The sequence below is a fragment of the Pedobacter alluvionis genome (genome assembly GCF_003664035.1).
In the GTDB taxonomy this organism is placed as follows: Bacteria; Bacteroidota; Bacteroidia; order Sphingobacteriales; family Sphingobacteriaceae; genus Pedobacter; species Pedobacter alluvionis.
Window position 1 is genome coordinate 134292 of sequence record NZ_RCCK01000012.1, and the last position, 16634, is coordinate 150925.

Here is a 16634-nt window from a genome sequence, read left to right on the forward strand (position 1 = left end):
ATCAAGACTGTAATACTTCAATCTTGATACTTGATACTTGTTAATGGTGCGATTTTTCTAACACAATAGCTTCCAGGCCATTTTTAACACGGTAATCGTTAATAGCCGATTTAATTGCATCTTCTGCTAAAACCGAGCAGTGAATTTTTACTGGAGGTAAAGCCAATTCTTCAACAATATCCATGTTATCAATAGATAAAGCCTCATCAATTGTTTTTCCTTTTAACCATTCTGTCGCTAAAGAAGAAGAAGCAATAGCCGAACCACAACCAAACGTTTTAAATTTAGCATCAGTGATTACGTTATCTTCTCCAACTTCAATTTGTAAACGCATTACATCACCGCACTCAGGTGCACCAACTAATCCTGTGCCTACAAATTTGCTGTCTTTATTTAAAGTACCTACGTTACGTGGGTTATTGTAATGGTCAATTACTTTTTCTGAATATGCCATGATTTCTATTTCTTAAGTCTCCTTTAGGAGATAATTTTATTTATTAATTATTACTTTAGCGTTTGGCGAATTGCGTAAGGCGTTTGGCAATTAACCTTCTACCTTAAACCTTCCAACCCTCTACCTTTTTAGTGTTCTGCCCACTCAATTTTACTCAAATCGATTCCTTCTTTAAACATTTCCCAAAGTGGAGAAAGTTCTCTTAAGTGATTAACCGCTTTTTGAGTCACTTCAATCGCCTGATCGATCTCTGCTTCAGTTGTAAACCTTCCTAAACCGTAACGGATAGAAGAGTGAGCCAAATCATCAGATAAACCTAAGCTTTTCAATACATAAGAAGGCTCTAAAGAAGCTGAAGTACAAGCCGATCCTGAAGATACCGCTAAATCGCTCATCGCCATCATTAAACCTTCACCCTCCACATATTTGAAAGAGATATTGGCTACATGTGGTAAACGGTGTTGTGTATTACCATTAACATAACTCTCTTCCATTTTGTTTAAAGTAGTCTCTAACTTATCACGTAAAGCTGATAAACGAATTGATTCGCTTTCCATTTCTAAACGACAAAGTTCGCAGGCTTTTCCTAAACCAACAATCCCCGGAACGTTTAAGGTACCAGAACGCATGCCACGCTCGTGGCCACCACCATCCATTTGTGCAGTTACTTTAACTCTCGGGTTTTTACGACGAACGTAAAGTACACCAACACCTTTCGGACCATACATTTTGTGTGCCGAGAAAGCCATTAAATCAATACCATCCGTATTTACATCAACCGGAATTTTACCAACTGCCTGCGTAGCATCAGTCATAAATAAAGCACCGTGTTTATGCGCAATAGCTGCAATTTCTTTTACCGGTTGGATTACGCCGATTTCGTTGTTGCCATACATAATCGAAACTAAAATAGTTTCAGGAGTCATAGCAGCTTCTAATTCAGCTAAATCAATTAAACCGTCTTCTTTAACACCTAAATAAGTAACGCGTGCGCCATTTTTCTCTAAGTGTTTGCAGGTATCTAAAACTGCTTTATGTTCAGTAACCGCAGTAATAATGTGGTTACCTTTTTCTTTGTACATTTCAAATACGCCCTTAATAGCCAGGTTATCGGCCTCAGTTGCGCCTGATGTAAAAATAATTTCTTTTTCAGTACAGCCGATTAATTTGGCTACCTGCTCACGGGCGTAATCTACACCCTCTTCAGCCACCCAGCCAAACGCGTGATTACGACTTGCGGCATTTCCAAATTTCTCAGTAAAGTAAGGTAGCATTGCTTCCAGCACACGTGGATCTAACGGTGTTGTAGCATTATTATCTAAATATATCGGCTGTTTCATCTCTATTCTGTTAATTATATCACAAAGATACGAAAAAACTTATTTAACAATTATAAATAATAGCTATGAGCTTATAGATAAAAGCCGCATTTTTACATTCACATAACCTTATAGTCTATGAATAAGATAGAACACATCGGCATCGCGGTAAAAGACCTTAACCGTTCTATAGCGGTTTATCAGAAATTGCTCAATACCGATTGTTATAAAACTGAGCAGGTTGCGTCAGAATCAGTAAATACTGCTTTTTTTAAAACAGGTGAAAACAAGATAGAATTACTTCAGGCTACGGCTCCAGATAGTGCAATTGCTAAGTTTATTGAGAAAAAAGGAGAGGGGATTCATCATATCGCTTTCCTGGTTGATGATATCCTGGCCGAAATGGAACGTTTGCATCAGGAAGGTTTTGTACTGCTCAACGAGTCGCCCAAAAAAGGGGCAGATAATAAAATGGTGTGTTTTGTGCATCCCAAAGATACCAATGGCGTGTTGATCGAAATTTGCCAGGAAATTAAATGGATTTAGGCATGGAAGATGGGAGAGGTAAAATGGAAGATGGGTATTCTTTGAGATCCGTCATCCTCGCGCATGCGGGGATCTTAAGAAGCGCCTAAAGTTTGATTTTGAAAACGAAAGGTCCGTATTTCATAGCCTTTTCAGTCCTGCTAACCGCTATAGTCCCGATGAAACCTGTGAAACAAGCAAGCACACCATAAATAAAAGACAAAAAATAGTGCTTAAATCGGGAGCTACCGCTTTTATCAGGTTTATTTAACTTTGGCTTGTGGTTCTTCCGTTAGTGCAAATTGCTTAAGTCTAATGTTAATAATTGATCTTAAAATCCTATAATCCTAAAAATCCTGTTCCATGTCATTAATTAGCATCATCAGCAAAGATTTCGATATACCAGATCATCTTTCCGAAAATCAATTGCGTAGCGCAATGGTTGATGCTTTTGCTTATTTAATCGATAACGACTTTCCAAAACTGATTCAGATTTTATATAAGGCAGATGTAGATCAGTATAAATTAAAAGAATTATTAGAAACCGTAGAGGGCTCGAGTTCGGCTGAAGTAATTGCTGATGCCTATATCGCCCGTCAGAAGGCCAAAATAGAAACCTGGAACAAATATAGCCCTAAAAAGGATTAAGATGTTTCTTCTTGTGCCGGATTAAAGCGGTTATACATATCCATATCAAAAAAAGAAATAGAATTGATCTTATCAGCTTTCAGTACAAGATCTGTTTTCAATTCATCGGTATTCGCTACAGAGCCGTCCTCAATATAACTGGCATAAACCGTTAAATATTGTGTGGTAAAAACAAGTTCCTTATCATCAGCCTTGCGGTAACCGCTAAAAGCAGGGGTAATACGGATATAACTGGTGGTAAAGGGTTTTGGTAGTTCTTTCACCCAGCCAATGTAAAATTTGCCACTATCCATGGTAAACTGTAAAAGGTGGGCATCAAAAAAAGATGAACTTAGTAATAGTTCAAATTCATTTCCAGATGTAGCTATGGCTCTTTTAATAGCTTTCAGGCGATTGATAAAAAGATTGGCAATTTCCGTGGCGGCTACCGCGACTAATAACGATAGGCTGGTGGTGCCGAAATAGGGTGCATGGATGGGGAGTAATTTGCTAAGGTGTTCAACCGTTTCCGGCCAGATGGCGATAAAAATCGCCCTTAACACAAAACATGCGCCGAGTAATAAGATACCCGCAAAAGCAGAGTTTAATAATATACGTTGGCTTTCCAACCGGTACTGTACATACCGCAGGTACCTGAATCTGATTAATATATAATAGCCACCTACAAGAGGGAATAAAAGTAGGTTAAAAGGCATATTTAAGGCTATTTCTTGTTTTTATCCTTTTCTATCTTTTTAAAAATACTCGATTGCATTAATGCACCCACCATTTCGATCACCCTTGGCTGTGCAAAAAAATCAGGACTTTTAATATAGAGCTTTCCGCTGCTATCGGCATGGATGATGCCATCTAATTCGCCATGTTTTCTCATAAATCAAATTTACATATATTTTTTAAATATCTGAAAAACAATATTCAGCTTAGAAAGTTTATTTTTGCCTAACCGGGCTATCGGTATGTTTTAGCATCTTCTGTAGATAGAAAAACATATAATTTAAAATTATTTATTTAGGCTTGTAAATCAAAAATAAAATTAAGATATTTGCATCCTCTAAAATAGAGGTAGAAAGACTAATAGGAAATGTCATAAGCGTTGTTGCCAGCAAATTGCAAGAATGTTCTTGATGCTTTCACACAAATAACTAAAAATAATATTCAAATGAAACCATCGAAGCATTAGCGAGATAGCTTCATCACAATTAAAAGAAAATAAAAAACACGATGAAAAAAGATTTGCACCCAACAAGCTATAGACCAGTTGTTTTTAAAGACATGTCTAACGAATATGCTTTCTTAACAAAATCCTGCGTAGATACTAAAGAAACAATTAAATGGGAAGATGGTAACGAGTATCCTCTTTATAAATTAGAGATTTCTCACACTTCACACCCTTTTTATACAGGTAAAATGAAATTGGTTGATACAGCAGGACGTATCGATAAATTCAAAAACCGTTACGCTAAGAAATAATTTTAGCAACAAAAAGCATTTTTTGAAGTCCCTTTGCCAAAAGCATCGGGACTTTTTTTATTTTTGTTGCTTATGACAATCAATCTATTTGATGATGCTTCCTGGATGTCCCTGCGTCCACTTACGTTTACCAGGCCTGTGGCCGATTTACGGATTGGTATTTTAACTATTGCCGAAAAATGGGCAAAATATTTAAAAGCAGATTTTGGTTTTTATACCCAGGATTACCTTTCTATAAAATTTGCGCCAAAGCCTAATGCCGATCTGTTTATAAACGGTTCCATTTGTCCTGATGAAGCTTTGCTTAATGCTATTTCAGGCCTTAGAGCGGGTGAAGTACTTTATAAAAGAGAGGTTGTTATAGCTTATATTGCCGGTCAACACGATCTTGAAGCTGTTAAGTCGCTAAAGCAGATAGAATATGCCGGAGATTTTATACGGATTGTTTATCCAGAGCATATTTTCGGAAATAATCCAGCGGAGATCAGAAAAGATTTTAAATTGTTAACCGAGAGGCGTACCTCGGCAAACATCAGTAATACCAATCAGTTACTTGGTGATGATATTTTTCTCGAAGAGGGAGCAAAAGCCGAATGCAGCGTTTTTAATACTACGTATGGCCCAATTTATATTGGTAAAAATGCTGAAGTCTGGGAAGGTAGCTTGATCAGAGGCTCTTTTGCACTTTGTGATAATTCATCCGTGAAAATGGGTGCAAAAATATATTCGGGTACAACAATTGGTCCAAATAGTCGCGCCGGAGGCGAAATTAACAATTCGGTAATTTGGGGTAATTCGGCCAAAGGCCATGAAGGTTATTTGGGCAATTCGGTGATGGGTGAGTGGTGTAACATTGGGGCGGATACCAATAACTCGAATTTAAAAAATAACTATGCCGAAGTAAAACTGTATGATTACGAAGGCCGGAAAATGCGCAATACCAGCTTGCAGTTTTGCGGTTTAATCATGGCCGATCATGCTAAATCCGGTATTAATACCATGTTCAATACCGGTAGTGTAATAGGTGTTGGTACTAATGTTTTTGGTGCGGGTTTCCCACCAAACCATGTTCCTGATTTTAGTTGGGGAGGTGCAAGTGGTTTTGAAACCTACAGACTGGATAAAATGTTTGGAACGACCGAAAAGGTATTTGCAAGGAAGGACATCGCTTTTGATGAGACAGAAAAGAACATTCTTGAGAAAGTATTTGAATTAACCGAATCGTATAGACGATTTTAATATAAAACCTGATCTGAAAAGATCAACCAACCATTAAATAATACAAAATGAGAAAAAAGATTGTTGCCGGTAACTGGAAAATGAACTTAGATTATAATGAAGGTGTTTCGTTGTTCAGCGAAATTGTAAATATGGTTAAAGATGAACGCAAAGGCGATCAGCTGGCTATTATTTGCTCACCATTTATTCATTTAAACAGCTTGGCAAAATTGGGTGGTAACGATGTTAAAATTGGCGCTCAAAATATCAGCGATAAAGAAAGCGGTGCTTACACCGGCGAAACTTCAGCTAAAATGGTGAAATCTGTTGGCGCAGAATATGTGATTTTGGGCCACTCAGAACGCAGACAATATTTTGCTGAAAGCGATGCCTTATTAGCTGAAAAAACTAAAATTGCTTTAGCTAATGGCTTAATACCCATTTTCTGTATTGGCGAAACTTTAGATGAACGTAACAACGGAAGCTATTACGAAGTATTGAAAAAACAATTGGTAGAAGGAATTTTTAGTTTAACCGAAGAAGACTTCAAAAAACTGGTTATTGCTTACGAGCCGGTTTGGGCTATTGGTACGGGTTTAACCGCTTCTCCAGAGCAGGCGCAAGATATTCATGCGTTTATCCGTAGCGAGATTCAAGCGAACTATGGTTTTAATGTGGCTGATGATACAACCATTTTATATGGTGGTAGCTGTAACCCAGGAAATGCGGCAAGTTTATTTTCTCAGAACGATATTGATGGTGGCCTGATTGGTGGTGCATCGTTAAAATCACGCGATTTTACAGATATTATTAAAGCATTAAACAGCTAAATGCAATATACTAAAGCAATATTTACATTCAAAGGTATCGAAGATTATCAACAGGATCTGCTCATCAGCGATCTTGCCGATTTAGGCTTCGATACTTTCGAAGACAGTGAGGGTGGTTTTACGGCTTTCGTAATCAAGGATAACTTTAACGAACAGGAATTAAAAGATCTGTTGGGCAATTACAGAGAAGAATTTGCAACAGATTATATCTTAGAAGATGTTGCCGATGAAAACTGGAATGCCGAATGGGAGAAAAATTTTAGCCCGCTAATTATCGACGACGTGTGTTATGTGAGGGCAACCTTTCATGAGCCTCAGCCATCGTATCCTTACGAGATTGTGATCGATCCAAAAATGGCTTTTGGTACTGGTCACCACCAAACCACCACAATGATGATGCAGTATATTTTAGCTGCCGACCTAAAGGATAAAAATATCCTGGATATGGGTTGTGGAACTGGAATTTTGGCTATTCTGGCGGCAAAACTAGGTGCTAAAAGTTTAATGGCTATCGATTATGACGATATCTGCTACGAAAGCACGATAGAAAATGCTGCGCTTAATCAGGTAGGTCATTTAAAGGCGCTTTGCGGAAGTAAAGAGGTGATTCCTAACGACGAATACGATGTTATTTTTGCCAATATTAATAGGAATATCCTGCTCGATCAGATTCATCGTTATGCAGAAGTATTGAAAGCCGGAGGCAAAATTTTCTTCAGTGGGTTTTATTTAGATCCTGATCTGGGAATGATTACTGCTGAATGTGCTAAATACGGCATTAAATACGTTGATCATAAACAGAATGGTGATTGGGTAGCGGCACAGTTTGAGAAAAAGGTGGAAGGGTAGAAGGCGGAAGGTTTAAAGGTCTAAGACGCAGGATTTGTTTTCACACCTCCGGTCTCCAATTTTGTGTCTCATATCTCAAATCTAGCATCTCAAATCTAAAACAAAAAAATATGTACATACATTTTATAGCAATCGGTGGGAGTGCGATGCACAACCTGGCCATTGCCTTACATAAAAAAGGATATCAGATTTCGGGATCGGATGATGTGATTTTTGAGCCTGCAAAATCCCGTTTGGGTAAATATGGTTTATTGCCAGCTGAAATGGGCTGGGATGAAAACCGTATATCCAAAGATTTAGACGCGGTAATTTTAGGCATGCATGCACGGATCGATAATCCTGAATTATTGAAAGCACAAGAATTAGGCGTTAAAATTTATTCTTACCCTGAATACATTTATGAGCAGAGTAAAAATAAGCTTCGTGTAGTCATTGGTGGCAGTCATGGTAAAACAACCATTACTAGCATGATTTTACATGTGCTAAATTACTATAAACGTGATTTCGATTATCTGGTTGGTGCACAATTGGCAGGTTTCGAAACCATGGTAAAAGTTACAGAAGAAGCTCCTGTAATGATTATCGAAGGGGATGAGTATTTATCATCACCGATTGATAGAAGACCTAAATTTCATCTTTACAAGGCAAATGTTGCGGTAATCAGCGGTATTGCCTGGGATCACATCAATGTTTTTCCAACCTATGCAGATTATACTTTGCAGTTTGATAAATTTATCGATACTATTGAAGCTAACGGAATTTTAATTTATTGTAAAGCGGATGCAGACCTGAATGAGGTTGTATCCAATTCCAAAGCTCATGTAACTAAAATCGGTTATGCTATTCCAGAACATGAAATCAGGAACGGAATAACTTACCTCCTGCCAGGAGAAACCGCTTTAAAGTTCTTTGGCAATCACAACCTGATGAATCTGAATGCAGCGAAATTGGTATGTAAACAATTGGAAATCAATGAAAATGAATTTGATGCAGCCATTTCCTCTTTTACTGGAGCAGCAAAACGTTTAGAGGTAATATCAGCCGATGAATCGACCAATGTTTACAAAGATTTTGCGCATTCTCCATCAAAATTAAAGGCTACTATCGATGCGGTTAAAGCGCAGTTTACCAACCGTAAATTAATAGCTTGTATTGAATTACATACTTTTAGCAGTTTGAATAAAGACTTTTTGAAAGAATACACCGGGGCAATGGATAAAGCCGACGAAGCAATAGTATTTATTGATATTAAATCTTTCGAACAAAAACGCATGGAACCTTTTTCTGAAGATGATGTGCAGCAGGCTTTTGCTAATCCAAAACTGAAGTTTTTTAATGATGCAGCTAAGTTAAAAGCTTATTTATTGAGTTTGAACTATAAAAATGCTAATCTATTGATGATGAGCTCTGGTAATTATGCAGGTTTCGATCTGCCTGAACTGGCGGCTTCATTAGAAAGATAGATGTGAGACTTGAGATGGATTCAGCTTCTCTTATCTCACGTCTAATATCTCAAATCTAAAAAAAAGTATGAAAAGCATCGGAGATCATATTAAACAAAGCAGGCTGGCTTTAGGGTTAAGCCAGGCTGATGCTGCTAAAAAATTGAATATCTCGACTCCGGCCTTTTGTAAAATAGAGACAGGCCAGACCGATCTCAATATTTCCCGTTTACTCCAGATTTCCAAAACGTTTAAGGTGCCTGTAATGCAGTTGATATCTGGTCAAGCTGTAATTACGGATCCCTCAGAAGAACTCATTGCACTTAAAAAAGAACTGATCGAAAAGGAAGAAGAAATTAATAAACTCCGTAAAAAGGTTATCGATCTGTATGATAAGCTTGGAATATAAAATATTTTTTAAATAAACCACGATTGTGTTGGAAACCGTAAAAGAGAAAAAAATGGTAATTCCTGAACAATAAGAACATGACAAATTTAAATAAAACGGCATCTCCGGTAATGGTTTACCTGGCTTTTGCTATCGTATACATTGTTTGGGGTTCAACATACTTTTTTATTCAAAAGGCATTGGCTGGTTTCCCGCCATTTATTTTAGGGGCATTCCGTTTTTCTGTTGCGGGAGTGCTGATGTTAATTTGGTGCAAGGTTAAAGGAGAGGAGATTTTTAACCTAAAAACCATTAAAATTGCTACAGTGAGTGGTATTTTAATGTTGGGCTTGGGTAACGGAATCGTAATTTGGGTAGAGCAGTTTATTCCCAGCGGTTTAGTGGCTATTATGGTGGCTTCAGCAGCAATATGGTTCGTTATTTTAGATAAATCGCATTGGAAAGAAAATCTGAGTAATAAGTATATTGTATCGGGTTTAGTGATTGGCTTTTTAGGCGTTGTGCTCTTATTTGGCGATCAGATTGTACAAGCGCTTGATAAACCACAAAGTAATCTGCAGATTATAGGTATGGTATTACTTGTTTTCGGACCCATAGCATGGGCCGGAGGATCACTTTATTCGAAATACCATCCTACTACAGGCAGTTCGGTTTCTGTTAATACGGGTTGGCAGATGTTAATGGCCAGTTTAGCTTTTATTCCAGGTGGCATTTTGAAGTCAGAATTCAAAATGTTAGACTGGGGAAATATATCATTAGATGCCTGGCTATCTATTATTTACCTGATTCTATTCGGATCCATTGCAGCATTCAGTGCTTATGTGTGGTTGCTTAAAGTACGTCCGGCTACACAGGTGAGTACCTATGCTTATGTAAACCCAGTGGTGGCGGTATTGTTGAGCTTAACATTTACCAACGAGGTGATTGGTCTTACGCAGGTGATCGGACTGGTAATAATTTTGGGAAGTGTACTGTTGATTAATCTTCCGAAGTATAAAAGCGCGTAAGTTATTCCTTGAAAAGATAGTTCTCGTACGAGGTTTAGCGGGATTCGCATTTGTAATGCGAAAGAATAGCTATATGGCGATACAATCGCTATTCTCATTCATCCTCGTTGCAAACGAGGACGATGAAGGTTATTCCTTGCAAAAGATAGTCCTCGTACGAGGATTAGCGAGATTCGCATTTGTAATGCGAAAGGAAAGCTTTAAGGCGATACAATCGCCATTCTCCTTCATCCTCGTTATAAACGAGGACGATGAGGGGCAATCGAGGAGGATACTGAATCCATGGCAAACAGAAAAAGGTTCGTGGAGACACGAACCTTGGCGGGTGATGAACCTGTTTTAAGTTTAAAATATCTTCCGCATTGTTAAGTGCTTTTTACCAAAAGTGGCACCTGTGGCTTTATGGATAGCAATCATCTGTTCATTAAAATCGCCAACCCAGCTTAACTCGAGTTCTTTATACTGGTTTTTAGGCAGTACATATTCACCTAAACGGATAAAAAGAACCGATTCCAGGCCATGTTTTTGGAATTTAGGTTTAGTACCCATCACGATCGCCCTCATGCGGGTAACGCCCACCCAGCGGCGGTAAGCAAACTTTAATTTTTCAATTAAACCCAATTTACCATCAAAACCTTTGATCATCTGGTTTGCATCAGGAATCAACACTACAAAAGATGCGGGTTCGCCATTAAAATATGCAAACTGGATGAGGTGCTCATCCATAATAGGTTCCATGCTTTTAAAGCTTTCTTCAAGAGTTTCCTTTTTAATGGGAACGAAGTTTTCAAAATCCTGCCAGCCATCATTGTAAATTTCCATTAAATCATTAATGTATTTGCTGGAATTGGCTTTGCTGAAATATTCGAAAGTATAACCCGGTTTATTTCTTACCCAGTTCGCAATTTTTGTAAAACGTTCCGGAAAAGGTATAGTAAGGTTAATGTGATTGGTTAATTGCTCATATTCGGTAACAAAACCATAGCTCTCGAAAAACTTCTGATAGTAGGGAAAGTTGTAGTTCATGCCGAACGAAGGAGGGGTAAAGCCTTCAACCAATAAGCCCCAGAAAGTATCGTTTTCACCAAAATTAATCGGACCGTCCATCGCTTTCATACCATTTTCGGCTAACCAGTTTTTTGCTGTATCGAATAAAAGAAAGGCAGCTTTTTCATCATCAATACATTCAAAAAAGCCCATGCCACCTGTAGGTTGATCATAGTGGTAGGCTTTTTTCTCATTGATAAAAGCTGCTACACGGCCAATCAGTTTTCCAGCATCGTCTTTTAAAACCCAGCGTGTACATTTTCCATGCGCAAAAAAAATGTTTTTTTCTGGATTAAAAACATTTTCAACTTCACTATCCAATGGACAGATCCAGTTTTTATCGTTTTTATATAGGATTTTTGGTGTGTTTAGAAAGTCTTTTTTTAATGATGTATTGCTTACCGATATAACTTGCATGGGCAGATTTTAAAATTAAAAAGCATCCTACCAAGCGGGCGGATGCTTTTTCAAATATATGTTTTTTTAAATATTAATAATCGTCGTCGTCATCGTCGAAATTGTCGAAATTATCAAGATCATCTAATGGGATATCAAAATCATCATCTTCATCATCTTGAGGCTTCTTTTTTGTTGTTTGAATATCGTCATCTTCAAGATCATCATCTTCGTCTACCTGTTTCTTGGTAGTCGGCTTAGTTGGGAGTTTGTTTGGCGCTTTCATAACACAAAAATAAAAATTGCTTTTATACTTTAAAAATACGAAAAAAAAATTTTTAATAACAAGCTGTGAATAAATAAAATAATTTTATTTATTCCACATTTTCTCCTACGGTATTTTCTTCTTTAACAATATCTTTTAATTGTGGAAGTTGGTTTAGGTTATTTAAACCAAAATAATCCATAAATAATGTACTGGTGCTGTAAAGGATGGGTCTGCCGGGACTCTCAGCTTTACCATCAATACTGATCAACTCTTTTTCCAGCAGCCGTTGCACTGAATAATCCGAATTTACCCCCCTGATCTGTTCAATTTCTAATTTGGTAATGGGCTGGCGGTAAGCTATAATGGCTAAGGTTTCCATAGCCGCCTGACTAAGTTTTTTCTTCGAACGGTGTAACTGAAGTTGGTTAACGGTTTCATGATAATCTTTTTTGGTGAGAAACTGGTAACCATTGTTTAAGAAGACCAATTCGATGGCAAAATCATCATGGCTATATTTTTCCTTAATCTGTTCTACGCTTTCGAAGACTTGTGTTTCTGTAAATTTTTCATTGAAAACAGCGTTTAGGGCAAGTATAATTTCTTGCGTACCTATGCTTTGGTTGGAAGAAAATACAAGGGCTTCAATGTGCCTGGTGATGTTGTGATTGGGCATAAACAAAAATAGAATTTTTGGACATAAAAAAGCGGTCTCGCTTTTAAAAACAAGACCGCTTTCAACACACAAATGAAACCTGAATTAAGATATAGTTTTAGGTTAGGTTATTAAATATCTATATCAATTCTATAAGAACGTCTTTGATAAACACTATCGTTTATTTCTAACACAAGTTTAAGGCTAAAGAGGCTTCGATTCAGATTATATTTAGTGAGTGGTATTAATAATTGAGTAAACGGTAAATTTTCTATTTTAATGGTATAGAAATGGATACCGTTGTACCATTTGTGGTATTCTGTCTCACGTTTAAGTGTATAGGTTTTGCTCCAATCTGACCTAAAAGGTGCAATCTTTCTTTAGTTAATTGCATGCCTTTGCTAATATGGGTATCTTTTTTTTGCTTTAAAGAGTTATCAATCCCAATCCCATCATCAATAATTTCGATGTTAAGGTAGAATTCATCCTGAAGTTTAATGTTAATCAGAATTTCGCCGTCGGTTTCTTTTGGCATAATGCCATGCCATATTGCATTTTCTATATAAGGTTGCAACAACATAGATGGGATAAAGGTTTCTTCTTTGTCGATATCTTCATCAACACTAAAAACATAGGATAATTTATCACCAAACCGGTTTTTCTCCAGTTTGAGATAGAGGTTCAGGTATTCAAGTTCCTCTTCAAGTGATATATAACTCTTTGTACAGATTTCCAGGTTTTTTCTGATCAATCTGGCAAATCCCGTTAAAACCTTGTTCGCAGACGCTGTATTCTGCGTATTAATGTAATGCTGAATGGAGTTCATCACATTAAATACAAAGTGTGGATTCATCATCGCCTGTAAAGCCTGTTGCTCCAACATGAGTACTTTGTTTTTTAATAGCAATTGCGCTTGCTCCTTATCTTTCTGCTTACGGGTAATGTAAACAGCTACCTTGTAAAAGATATAAGCCACAAGTAATATTAAAATAGATAAAAACCACAGGCTTTGCCAAAAATGCTTTTTAATGGTAAATGCGATTTTGGCCGGGTAGCCCCAATTACCGTTCTGGCTTTTTGCACTTACTTCAAATACATAATCGCCTGATTGCAGTGAAGAAAAATCTAATCGTCTGGTACGGGTTTCTATCCAGGGCGAATTTTCATTTAAACGGTAACGGTAGGTAATATCGCTGGTGGTAAAATCAACCGCACTAAAAGTAAATAAAATGGTATTATTGCCGGTTTCGAACGTGAAATTGCCCTGGTCGACCGGTAAACGTTCGTTATCTTTAATGATAGAGGTAACGTACACCTTGGGAAGATTCTTAACGATGTTTTTATTATTATATTTAAATAAGATCAGGCCTTTGTTTGTTGCAAAATAGGCCGTGCTGTCATCAATGAACAAGCTATTGATATCGTCACTCAAAAGATCCTTACCGTAATCAAAATTGGCTACGCTGGGTTGATCGGGATAATCTGCAATTTTGTTAACCCCTTTATTTGTTAACACCCATATTTCGCTGTTTTTTACGAATATTTTAGTGCAGACATTATTGGTCAATCCGTCTTTTTGAGTGATCTGCCTTGTAATCTGGTTATTTTTGTAAAAGATTAGACCATAGCCATCCGTTGCCAAAATTAGTGTTCCATCTGCCAGCTGTTGTATATCGTTTATTCTTTTGGTGAGTAATGGATGATTTTCGTAGTGTTTAATGAGTTTCCCTTTAGAAAATTGAGATAACCCGTTAATATTAGAAAACCACAAACTGCCTTCCCGATCGTAAAAAACATGGTAGGAACGATCTTTAAAGAAATCTTCTTTTTCCCGGTATTTTGCGGCATTAAATTCGAATTTTGTTCTTCTGTCCGATAAGAAAACAACACCTGATGATAGGGCCAGGGCAAGATGATTGTTATTTTTACCTACGCTAAAGTGTTTAATTACGAACATCGAGTTATTCGATTCTTTTAAATAACTTACTTCATTACTGCTTTTATAGATATTTTTGAAAACACCCATTCCATAATCGGATGCAAAATATATGGACTGGTCTTTTGGGTCGAAAGTAATCTGTTTAATGGTTTTGTATTTCTTAAAATCGTCTAAACCGATCTCATCTACCTGGTAATTGTTGATGGTTAATACGTCAATTACAGCGTCATCAGTACCTAACCAAAGGCGATTTTTTCCATCTTTAGTAATGCTTTTGATTACGTTGCTACTCAGACCTGATTCTGCATCAATAATCGATAACCGGTTATTCGTATTCGGAAGCATGTAAATTCCCTGATTGGTGGCAAACCACATGTTCTGGTTATTATCCTTAATTACCTGGTTAACCGAAATATCCTGAAGGTATTGGACTGTTTTTCCGCTTTTATCAAGCGCGAAGGCTCCGTTAGCATTCGACAACCAGACTTCTTTGTTTGTAACATCATAATAAAAATATCCCGACATGTTCTTGATCAGGTTCTGAGGGATAGAAATGAGGTCGTTAATGTTTCCGTGTGTATATTGTTTTAATCCTCCGCCATCCAGGTAAAATAAAGATCTGTGGCTGCTATTTGCAGCAGTCATGTAGGAGAGGGGTTGCACTTTTGACCTGATCATGGAAAAAGTTTTTCCATTAAATTTCTGTACACTTAAGTCGCTATATGCAAATATGTTACCTTGCTCATCTTCATGAATAAAGGCATTAATAAATTTATCATTTAGGTTTGGGGAAATATATTTTTTGATGGTTTTTCCGTCCCAGCAAACAATCAGATTGGCGTTTGTTCCGAGCCAGATCCTTCCTGATTTATCTACTAAAAAGGAAACAATTACCGTATTAAAATTCAGCTTTTTAAGCAACTCATCGTTATCCTGGTTGTAAAACTTTCCTTCCTTTAAGTAGCTGAGCTGACCGTTTAAGGCAAAAAACCACAAGCGGCCCTCTTTATCCTCTTTCATCTGCAGGATCTGCGTATCTGGAAGTCCGTCTTCGATCGTAAAATTCTGAAAATTTGTACCATCAAAACGGCTCAATCCATTATCTGTTGAAATCCATATAAAACCTTTTTTATCCTGTAAAATGTAATAACAGTTATTGCTGGCTAAACCATTTTTGGAGGTGTAATGTGGGAGATAGGTGGTTTGTGCAAGTAACTTTTGGGGGGTGCTAAATAAAATGATCCCAAATAAAAAAGCAATAAAAGAGCGGCTGAAGTTTAATTTCAGGATTGCTTTTTCAGCAAATAATGCTACTTTTTTGCCTAGTTTAATGATCACTGTTCGCTTTTGTAAATAATTTTATTTTTTCAAAAAAATCGCTTGCTCTTCTTCTGGAAATATTAATACTTTCTCCATTTTTTAAAAAAACCTGAAGTCCGTTTTTAGAATTATACTCTTTTAAATGGTTAAGGTTGATAATGCTCGACTTATGGATCCGCACAAACTGGTCGCCGGGTAAAAGCTCCTCAAATTCCCGTAAAACTTTCGAAACCGTTATTTTGTCATGATTACTTAAATGTACAATAGAATAATTGCTATCGGCTTCAATGTAGATAATATCGTCAATATCAATCATTTTAAAACCCTGTCCATAAGGGAGTGTAAGCTTTCTGATTTCTGATCGTGAGCTTAAACTGGAAGCCAGGTTATTGATTCTTTCGTCGTTTTCATTCTGGCTTTTAAAAAGCTTGATATGTTGAAAAACCTTCTCTACAGCTATTTTAAGTTCATCAATATCAATTGGCTTTAACAAATAATCGAGTGCATTTGCTTTGATTGCCTTTAGTGCATATTGATCGTAAGCAGTGGTAAATATAACGGCTGCATTGTGTTTTTGTGCATCCGGGATCAGTTCAAAGCCATTACCACCAGGCATGGCAATATCCAAAAAAATCAGGTCAATGGGATGATTTGCTAAAATATCTTTTGCCTCCGCTACAGACCTTGCAATACCCGTAATTTCTACCTGCGGGCAGTTCTGTTGCAGTAAAAAAAATAAAGATGAGCGTGCAAATTCCTCATCATCAACAATAATGGCTTTTAGTAGGGTCATAGCTATAGGTTGGTGAATGTATTAAAATGGTCTTACAAAAAAAAATAC

Annotated in this window: 18 protein-coding genes; 9 read left to right on the top strand and 9 right to left on the bottom strand. The window is 37.1% G+C overall.

Annotation, left to right across the window (positions count from 1 at the left end):
- Nucleotides 1-40: 40 nt before the first annotated feature.
- Both iscU and BCL90_RS14525 read right to left on the bottom strand, forming a co-directional pair.
- Nucleotides 41-454, bottom strand: coding sequence for a Fe-S cluster assembly scaffold IscU (gene iscU / locus BCL90_RS14520; protein WP_025142622.1), 414 nt, complete (start codon nucleotides 452-454; stop codon nucleotides 41-43).
- 128 nt (nucleotides 455-582) lie between these two features.
- Nucleotides 583-1794, bottom strand: a complete 1212-nt coding sequence (locus BCL90_RS14525) for an IscS subfamily cysteine desulfurase (RefSeq protein ID WP_121284727.1) — start codon at nucleotides 1792-1794, stop codon at nucleotides 583-585.
- A 117-nt stretch (nucleotides 1795-1911) separates the two neighbouring features.
- On the opposite strand from BCL90_RS14525, the gene mce reads away from it, so the two are divergent.
- Nucleotides 1912-2319: a methylmalonyl-CoA epimerase gene (gene mce / locus BCL90_RS14530; RefSeq protein ID WP_121284728.1), complete on the top strand. Its 408-nt coding sequence runs from the start codon at nucleotides 1912-1914 to the stop codon at nucleotides 2317-2319.
- Between the two features lie 342 nt (nucleotides 2320-2661).
- Nucleotides 2662-2946 (top strand): hypothetical protein, encoded by a 285-nt coding sequence (locus BCL90_RS14535; protein ID WP_121284729.1) that lies wholly within the window; start codon nucleotides 2662-2664, stop codon nucleotides 2944-2946.
- Here the strand turns inward: BCL90_RS14535 and BCL90_RS14540 are convergent.
- Together BCL90_RS14540 and BCL90_RS25735 are read right to left on the bottom strand one after the other, a co-directional pair.
- Nucleotides 2943-3641 carry a hypothetical protein gene (locus tag BCL90_RS14540; RefSeq protein ID WP_121284730.1) on the bottom strand — a complete coding sequence of 233 codons (699 nt, stop codon included), beginning with the start codon at nucleotides 3639-3641 and terminating at the stop codon, nucleotides 2943-2945. The genes BCL90_RS14535 and BCL90_RS14540 overlap by 4 nt on opposite strands.
- An 8-nt stretch (nucleotides 3642-3649) precedes the next feature.
- Nucleotides 3650-3817 carry a hypothetical protein gene (locus BCL90_RS25735; protein WP_165902591.1) on the bottom strand — a complete coding sequence of 56 codons (168 nt, stop codon included), beginning with the start codon at nucleotides 3815-3817 and terminating at the stop codon, nucleotides 3650-3652.
- Nucleotides 3818-4167: 350 nt separating this feature from the next.
- Here BCL90_RS25735 and BCL90_RS14545 point away from each other — a divergent pair, with 350 nt between their 5' ends.
- The 7 genes from BCL90_RS14545 (at nucleotide 4168) to BCL90_RS14575 (ending at nucleotide 10171) form a co-directional block, all read left to right on the top strand.
- Nucleotides 4168-4416 (top strand): type B 50S ribosomal protein L31, encoded by a 249-nt coding sequence (locus BCL90_RS14545; protein ID WP_025142617.1) that lies wholly within the window; start codon nucleotides 4168-4170, stop codon nucleotides 4414-4416.
- A 72-nt stretch (nucleotides 4417-4488) separates the two neighbouring features.
- Nucleotides 4489-5655: a GlmU family protein gene (locus BCL90_RS14550; protein WP_121284731.1), complete on the top strand. Its 1167-nt coding sequence runs from the start codon at nucleotides 4489-4491 to the stop codon at nucleotides 5653-5655.
- 47 nt (nucleotides 5656-5702) lie between these two features.
- Entirely contained in the window at nucleotides 5703-6464 is a 762-nt protein-coding gene (gene tpiA, locus BCL90_RS14555; RefSeq protein WP_121284732.1) for a triose-phosphate isomerase, read from the top strand.
- Nucleotides 6465-7313, top strand: coding sequence for a 50S ribosomal protein L11 methyltransferase (gene prmA, locus BCL90_RS14560; protein ID WP_121284733.1), 849 nt, complete (start codon nucleotides 6465-6467; stop codon nucleotides 7311-7313).
- A gap of 110 nt (nucleotides 7314-7423) precedes the next feature.
- On the top strand, nucleotides 7424-8776 hold the full coding sequence (locus BCL90_RS14565; RefSeq protein WP_121284734.1) for a UDP-N-acetylmuramate--L-alanine ligase: 1353 nt from the start codon (nucleotides 7424-7426) through the stop codon (nucleotides 8774-8776).
- A 67-nt stretch (nucleotides 8777-8843) separates the two neighbouring features.
- Nucleotides 8844-9164 (top strand): helix-turn-helix domain-containing protein, encoded by a 321-nt coding sequence (locus BCL90_RS14570; protein WP_121284735.1) that lies wholly within the window; start codon nucleotides 8844-8846, stop codon nucleotides 9162-9164.
- 77 nt (nucleotides 9165-9241) lie between these two features.
- On the top strand, nucleotides 9242-10171 hold the full coding sequence (locus tag BCL90_RS14575; protein WP_208529880.1) for an EamA family transporter: 930 nt from the start codon (nucleotides 9242-9244) through the stop codon (nucleotides 10169-10171).
- 345 nt (nucleotides 10172-10516) lie between these two features.
- On the opposite strand, the gene BCL90_RS14585 is transcribed toward BCL90_RS14575, so the two are convergent.
- The 5 genes from BCL90_RS14585 to BCL90_RS14605 form a co-directional block, all read right to left on the bottom strand.
- Nucleotides 10517-11635: a GNAT family N-acetyltransferase gene (locus BCL90_RS14585; protein WP_121284738.1), complete on the bottom strand. Its 1119-nt coding sequence runs from the start codon at nucleotides 11633-11635 to the stop codon at nucleotides 10517-10519.
- A gap of 73 nt (nucleotides 11636-11708) precedes the next feature.
- On the bottom strand, nucleotides 11709-11900 hold the full coding sequence (locus BCL90_RS14590) for a hypothetical protein (protein ID WP_121284739.1): 192 nt from the start codon (nucleotides 11898-11900) through the stop codon (nucleotides 11709-11711).
- Between the two features lie 88 nt (nucleotides 11901-11988).
- On the bottom strand, nucleotides 11989-12555 hold the full coding sequence (gene scpB, locus BCL90_RS14595; RefSeq protein ID WP_121284740.1) for an SMC-Scp complex subunit ScpB: 567 nt from the start codon (nucleotides 12553-12555) through the stop codon (nucleotides 11989-11991).
- Nucleotides 12556-12805: 250 nt separating this feature from the next.
- Nucleotides 12806-15811 carry a ligand-binding sensor domain-containing protein gene (locus tag BCL90_RS14600; RefSeq protein ID WP_121284741.1) on the bottom strand — a complete coding sequence of 1002 codons (3006 nt, stop codon included), beginning with the start codon at nucleotides 15809-15811 and terminating at the stop codon, nucleotides 12806-12808.
- Nucleotides 15801-16586 carry a LytR/AlgR family response regulator transcription factor gene (locus tag BCL90_RS14605; protein ID WP_121284742.1) on the bottom strand — a complete coding sequence of 262 codons (786 nt, stop codon included), beginning with the start codon at nucleotides 16584-16586 and terminating at the stop codon, nucleotides 15801-15803. Before BCL90_RS14605 ends, BCL90_RS14600 begins: the two co-directional genes overlap by 11 nt.
- Nucleotides 16587-16634 lie beyond the last annotated feature (48 nt).

Excerpts from the sequence above, each read along its gene's own strand:
- iscU (WP_025142622.1), bottom strand. The coding sequence starts at position 454 with ATGGCATATTCAGAAAAAGTAATTGACCATTACAATAACCCACGTAAC.
- BCL90_RS14525 (WP_121284727.1), bottom strand. The coding sequence starts at position 1,794 with ATGAAACAGCCGATATATTTAGATAATAATGCTACAACACCGTTAGAT.
- mce (WP_121284728.1), top strand. The coding sequence starts at position 1,912 with ATGAATAAGATAGAACACATCGGCATCGCGGTAAAAGACCTTAACCGT.
- BCL90_RS14535 (WP_121284729.1), top strand. The coding sequence starts at position 2,662 with ATGTCATTAATTAGCATCATCAGCAAAGATTTCGATATACCAGATCAT.
- BCL90_RS14540 (WP_121284730.1), bottom strand. The coding sequence starts at position 3,641 with ATGCCTTTTAACCTACTTTTATTCCCTCTTGTAGGTGGCTATTATATA.
- BCL90_RS25735 (WP_165902591.1), bottom strand. The coding sequence starts at position 3,817 with ATGAGAAAACATGGCGAATTAGATGGCATCATCCATGCCGATAGCAGC.
- BCL90_RS14545 (WP_025142617.1), top strand. The coding sequence starts at position 4,168 with ATGAAAAAAGATTTGCACCCAACAAGCTATAGACCAGTTGTTTTTAAA.
- BCL90_RS14550 (WP_121284731.1), top strand. The coding sequence starts at position 4,489 with ATGACAATCAATCTATTTGATGATGCTTCCTGGATGTCCCTGCGTCCA.
- tpiA (WP_121284732.1), top strand. The coding sequence starts at position 5,703 with ATGAGAAAAAAGATTGTTGCCGGTAACTGGAAAATGAACTTAGATTAT.
- prmA (WP_121284733.1), top strand. The coding sequence starts at position 6,465 with ATGCAATATACTAAAGCAATATTTACATTCAAAGGTATCGAAGATTAT.
- BCL90_RS14565 (WP_121284734.1), top strand. The coding sequence starts at position 7,424 with ATGTACATACATTTTATAGCAATCGGTGGGAGTGCGATGCACAACCTG.
- BCL90_RS14570 (WP_121284735.1), top strand. The coding sequence starts at position 8,844 with ATGAAAAGCATCGGAGATCATATTAAACAAAGCAGGCTGGCTTTAGGG.
- BCL90_RS14575 (WP_208529880.1), top strand. The coding sequence starts at position 9,242 with ATGACAAATTTAAATAAAACGGCATCTCCGGTAATGGTTTACCTGGCT.
- BCL90_RS14585 (WP_121284738.1), bottom strand. The coding sequence starts at position 11,635 with ATGCAAGTTATATCGGTAAGCAATACATCATTAAAAAAAGACTTTCTA.
- BCL90_RS14590 (WP_121284739.1), bottom strand. The coding sequence starts at position 11,900 with ATGAAAGCGCCAAACAAACTCCCAACTAAGCCGACTACCAAGAAACAG.
- scpB (WP_121284740.1), bottom strand. The coding sequence starts at position 12,555 with ATGCCCAATCACAACATCACCAGGCACATTGAAGCCCTTGTATTTTCT.
- BCL90_RS14605 (WP_121284742.1), bottom strand. The coding sequence starts at position 16,586 with ATGACCCTACTAAAAGCCATTATTGTTGATGATGAGGAATTTGCACGC.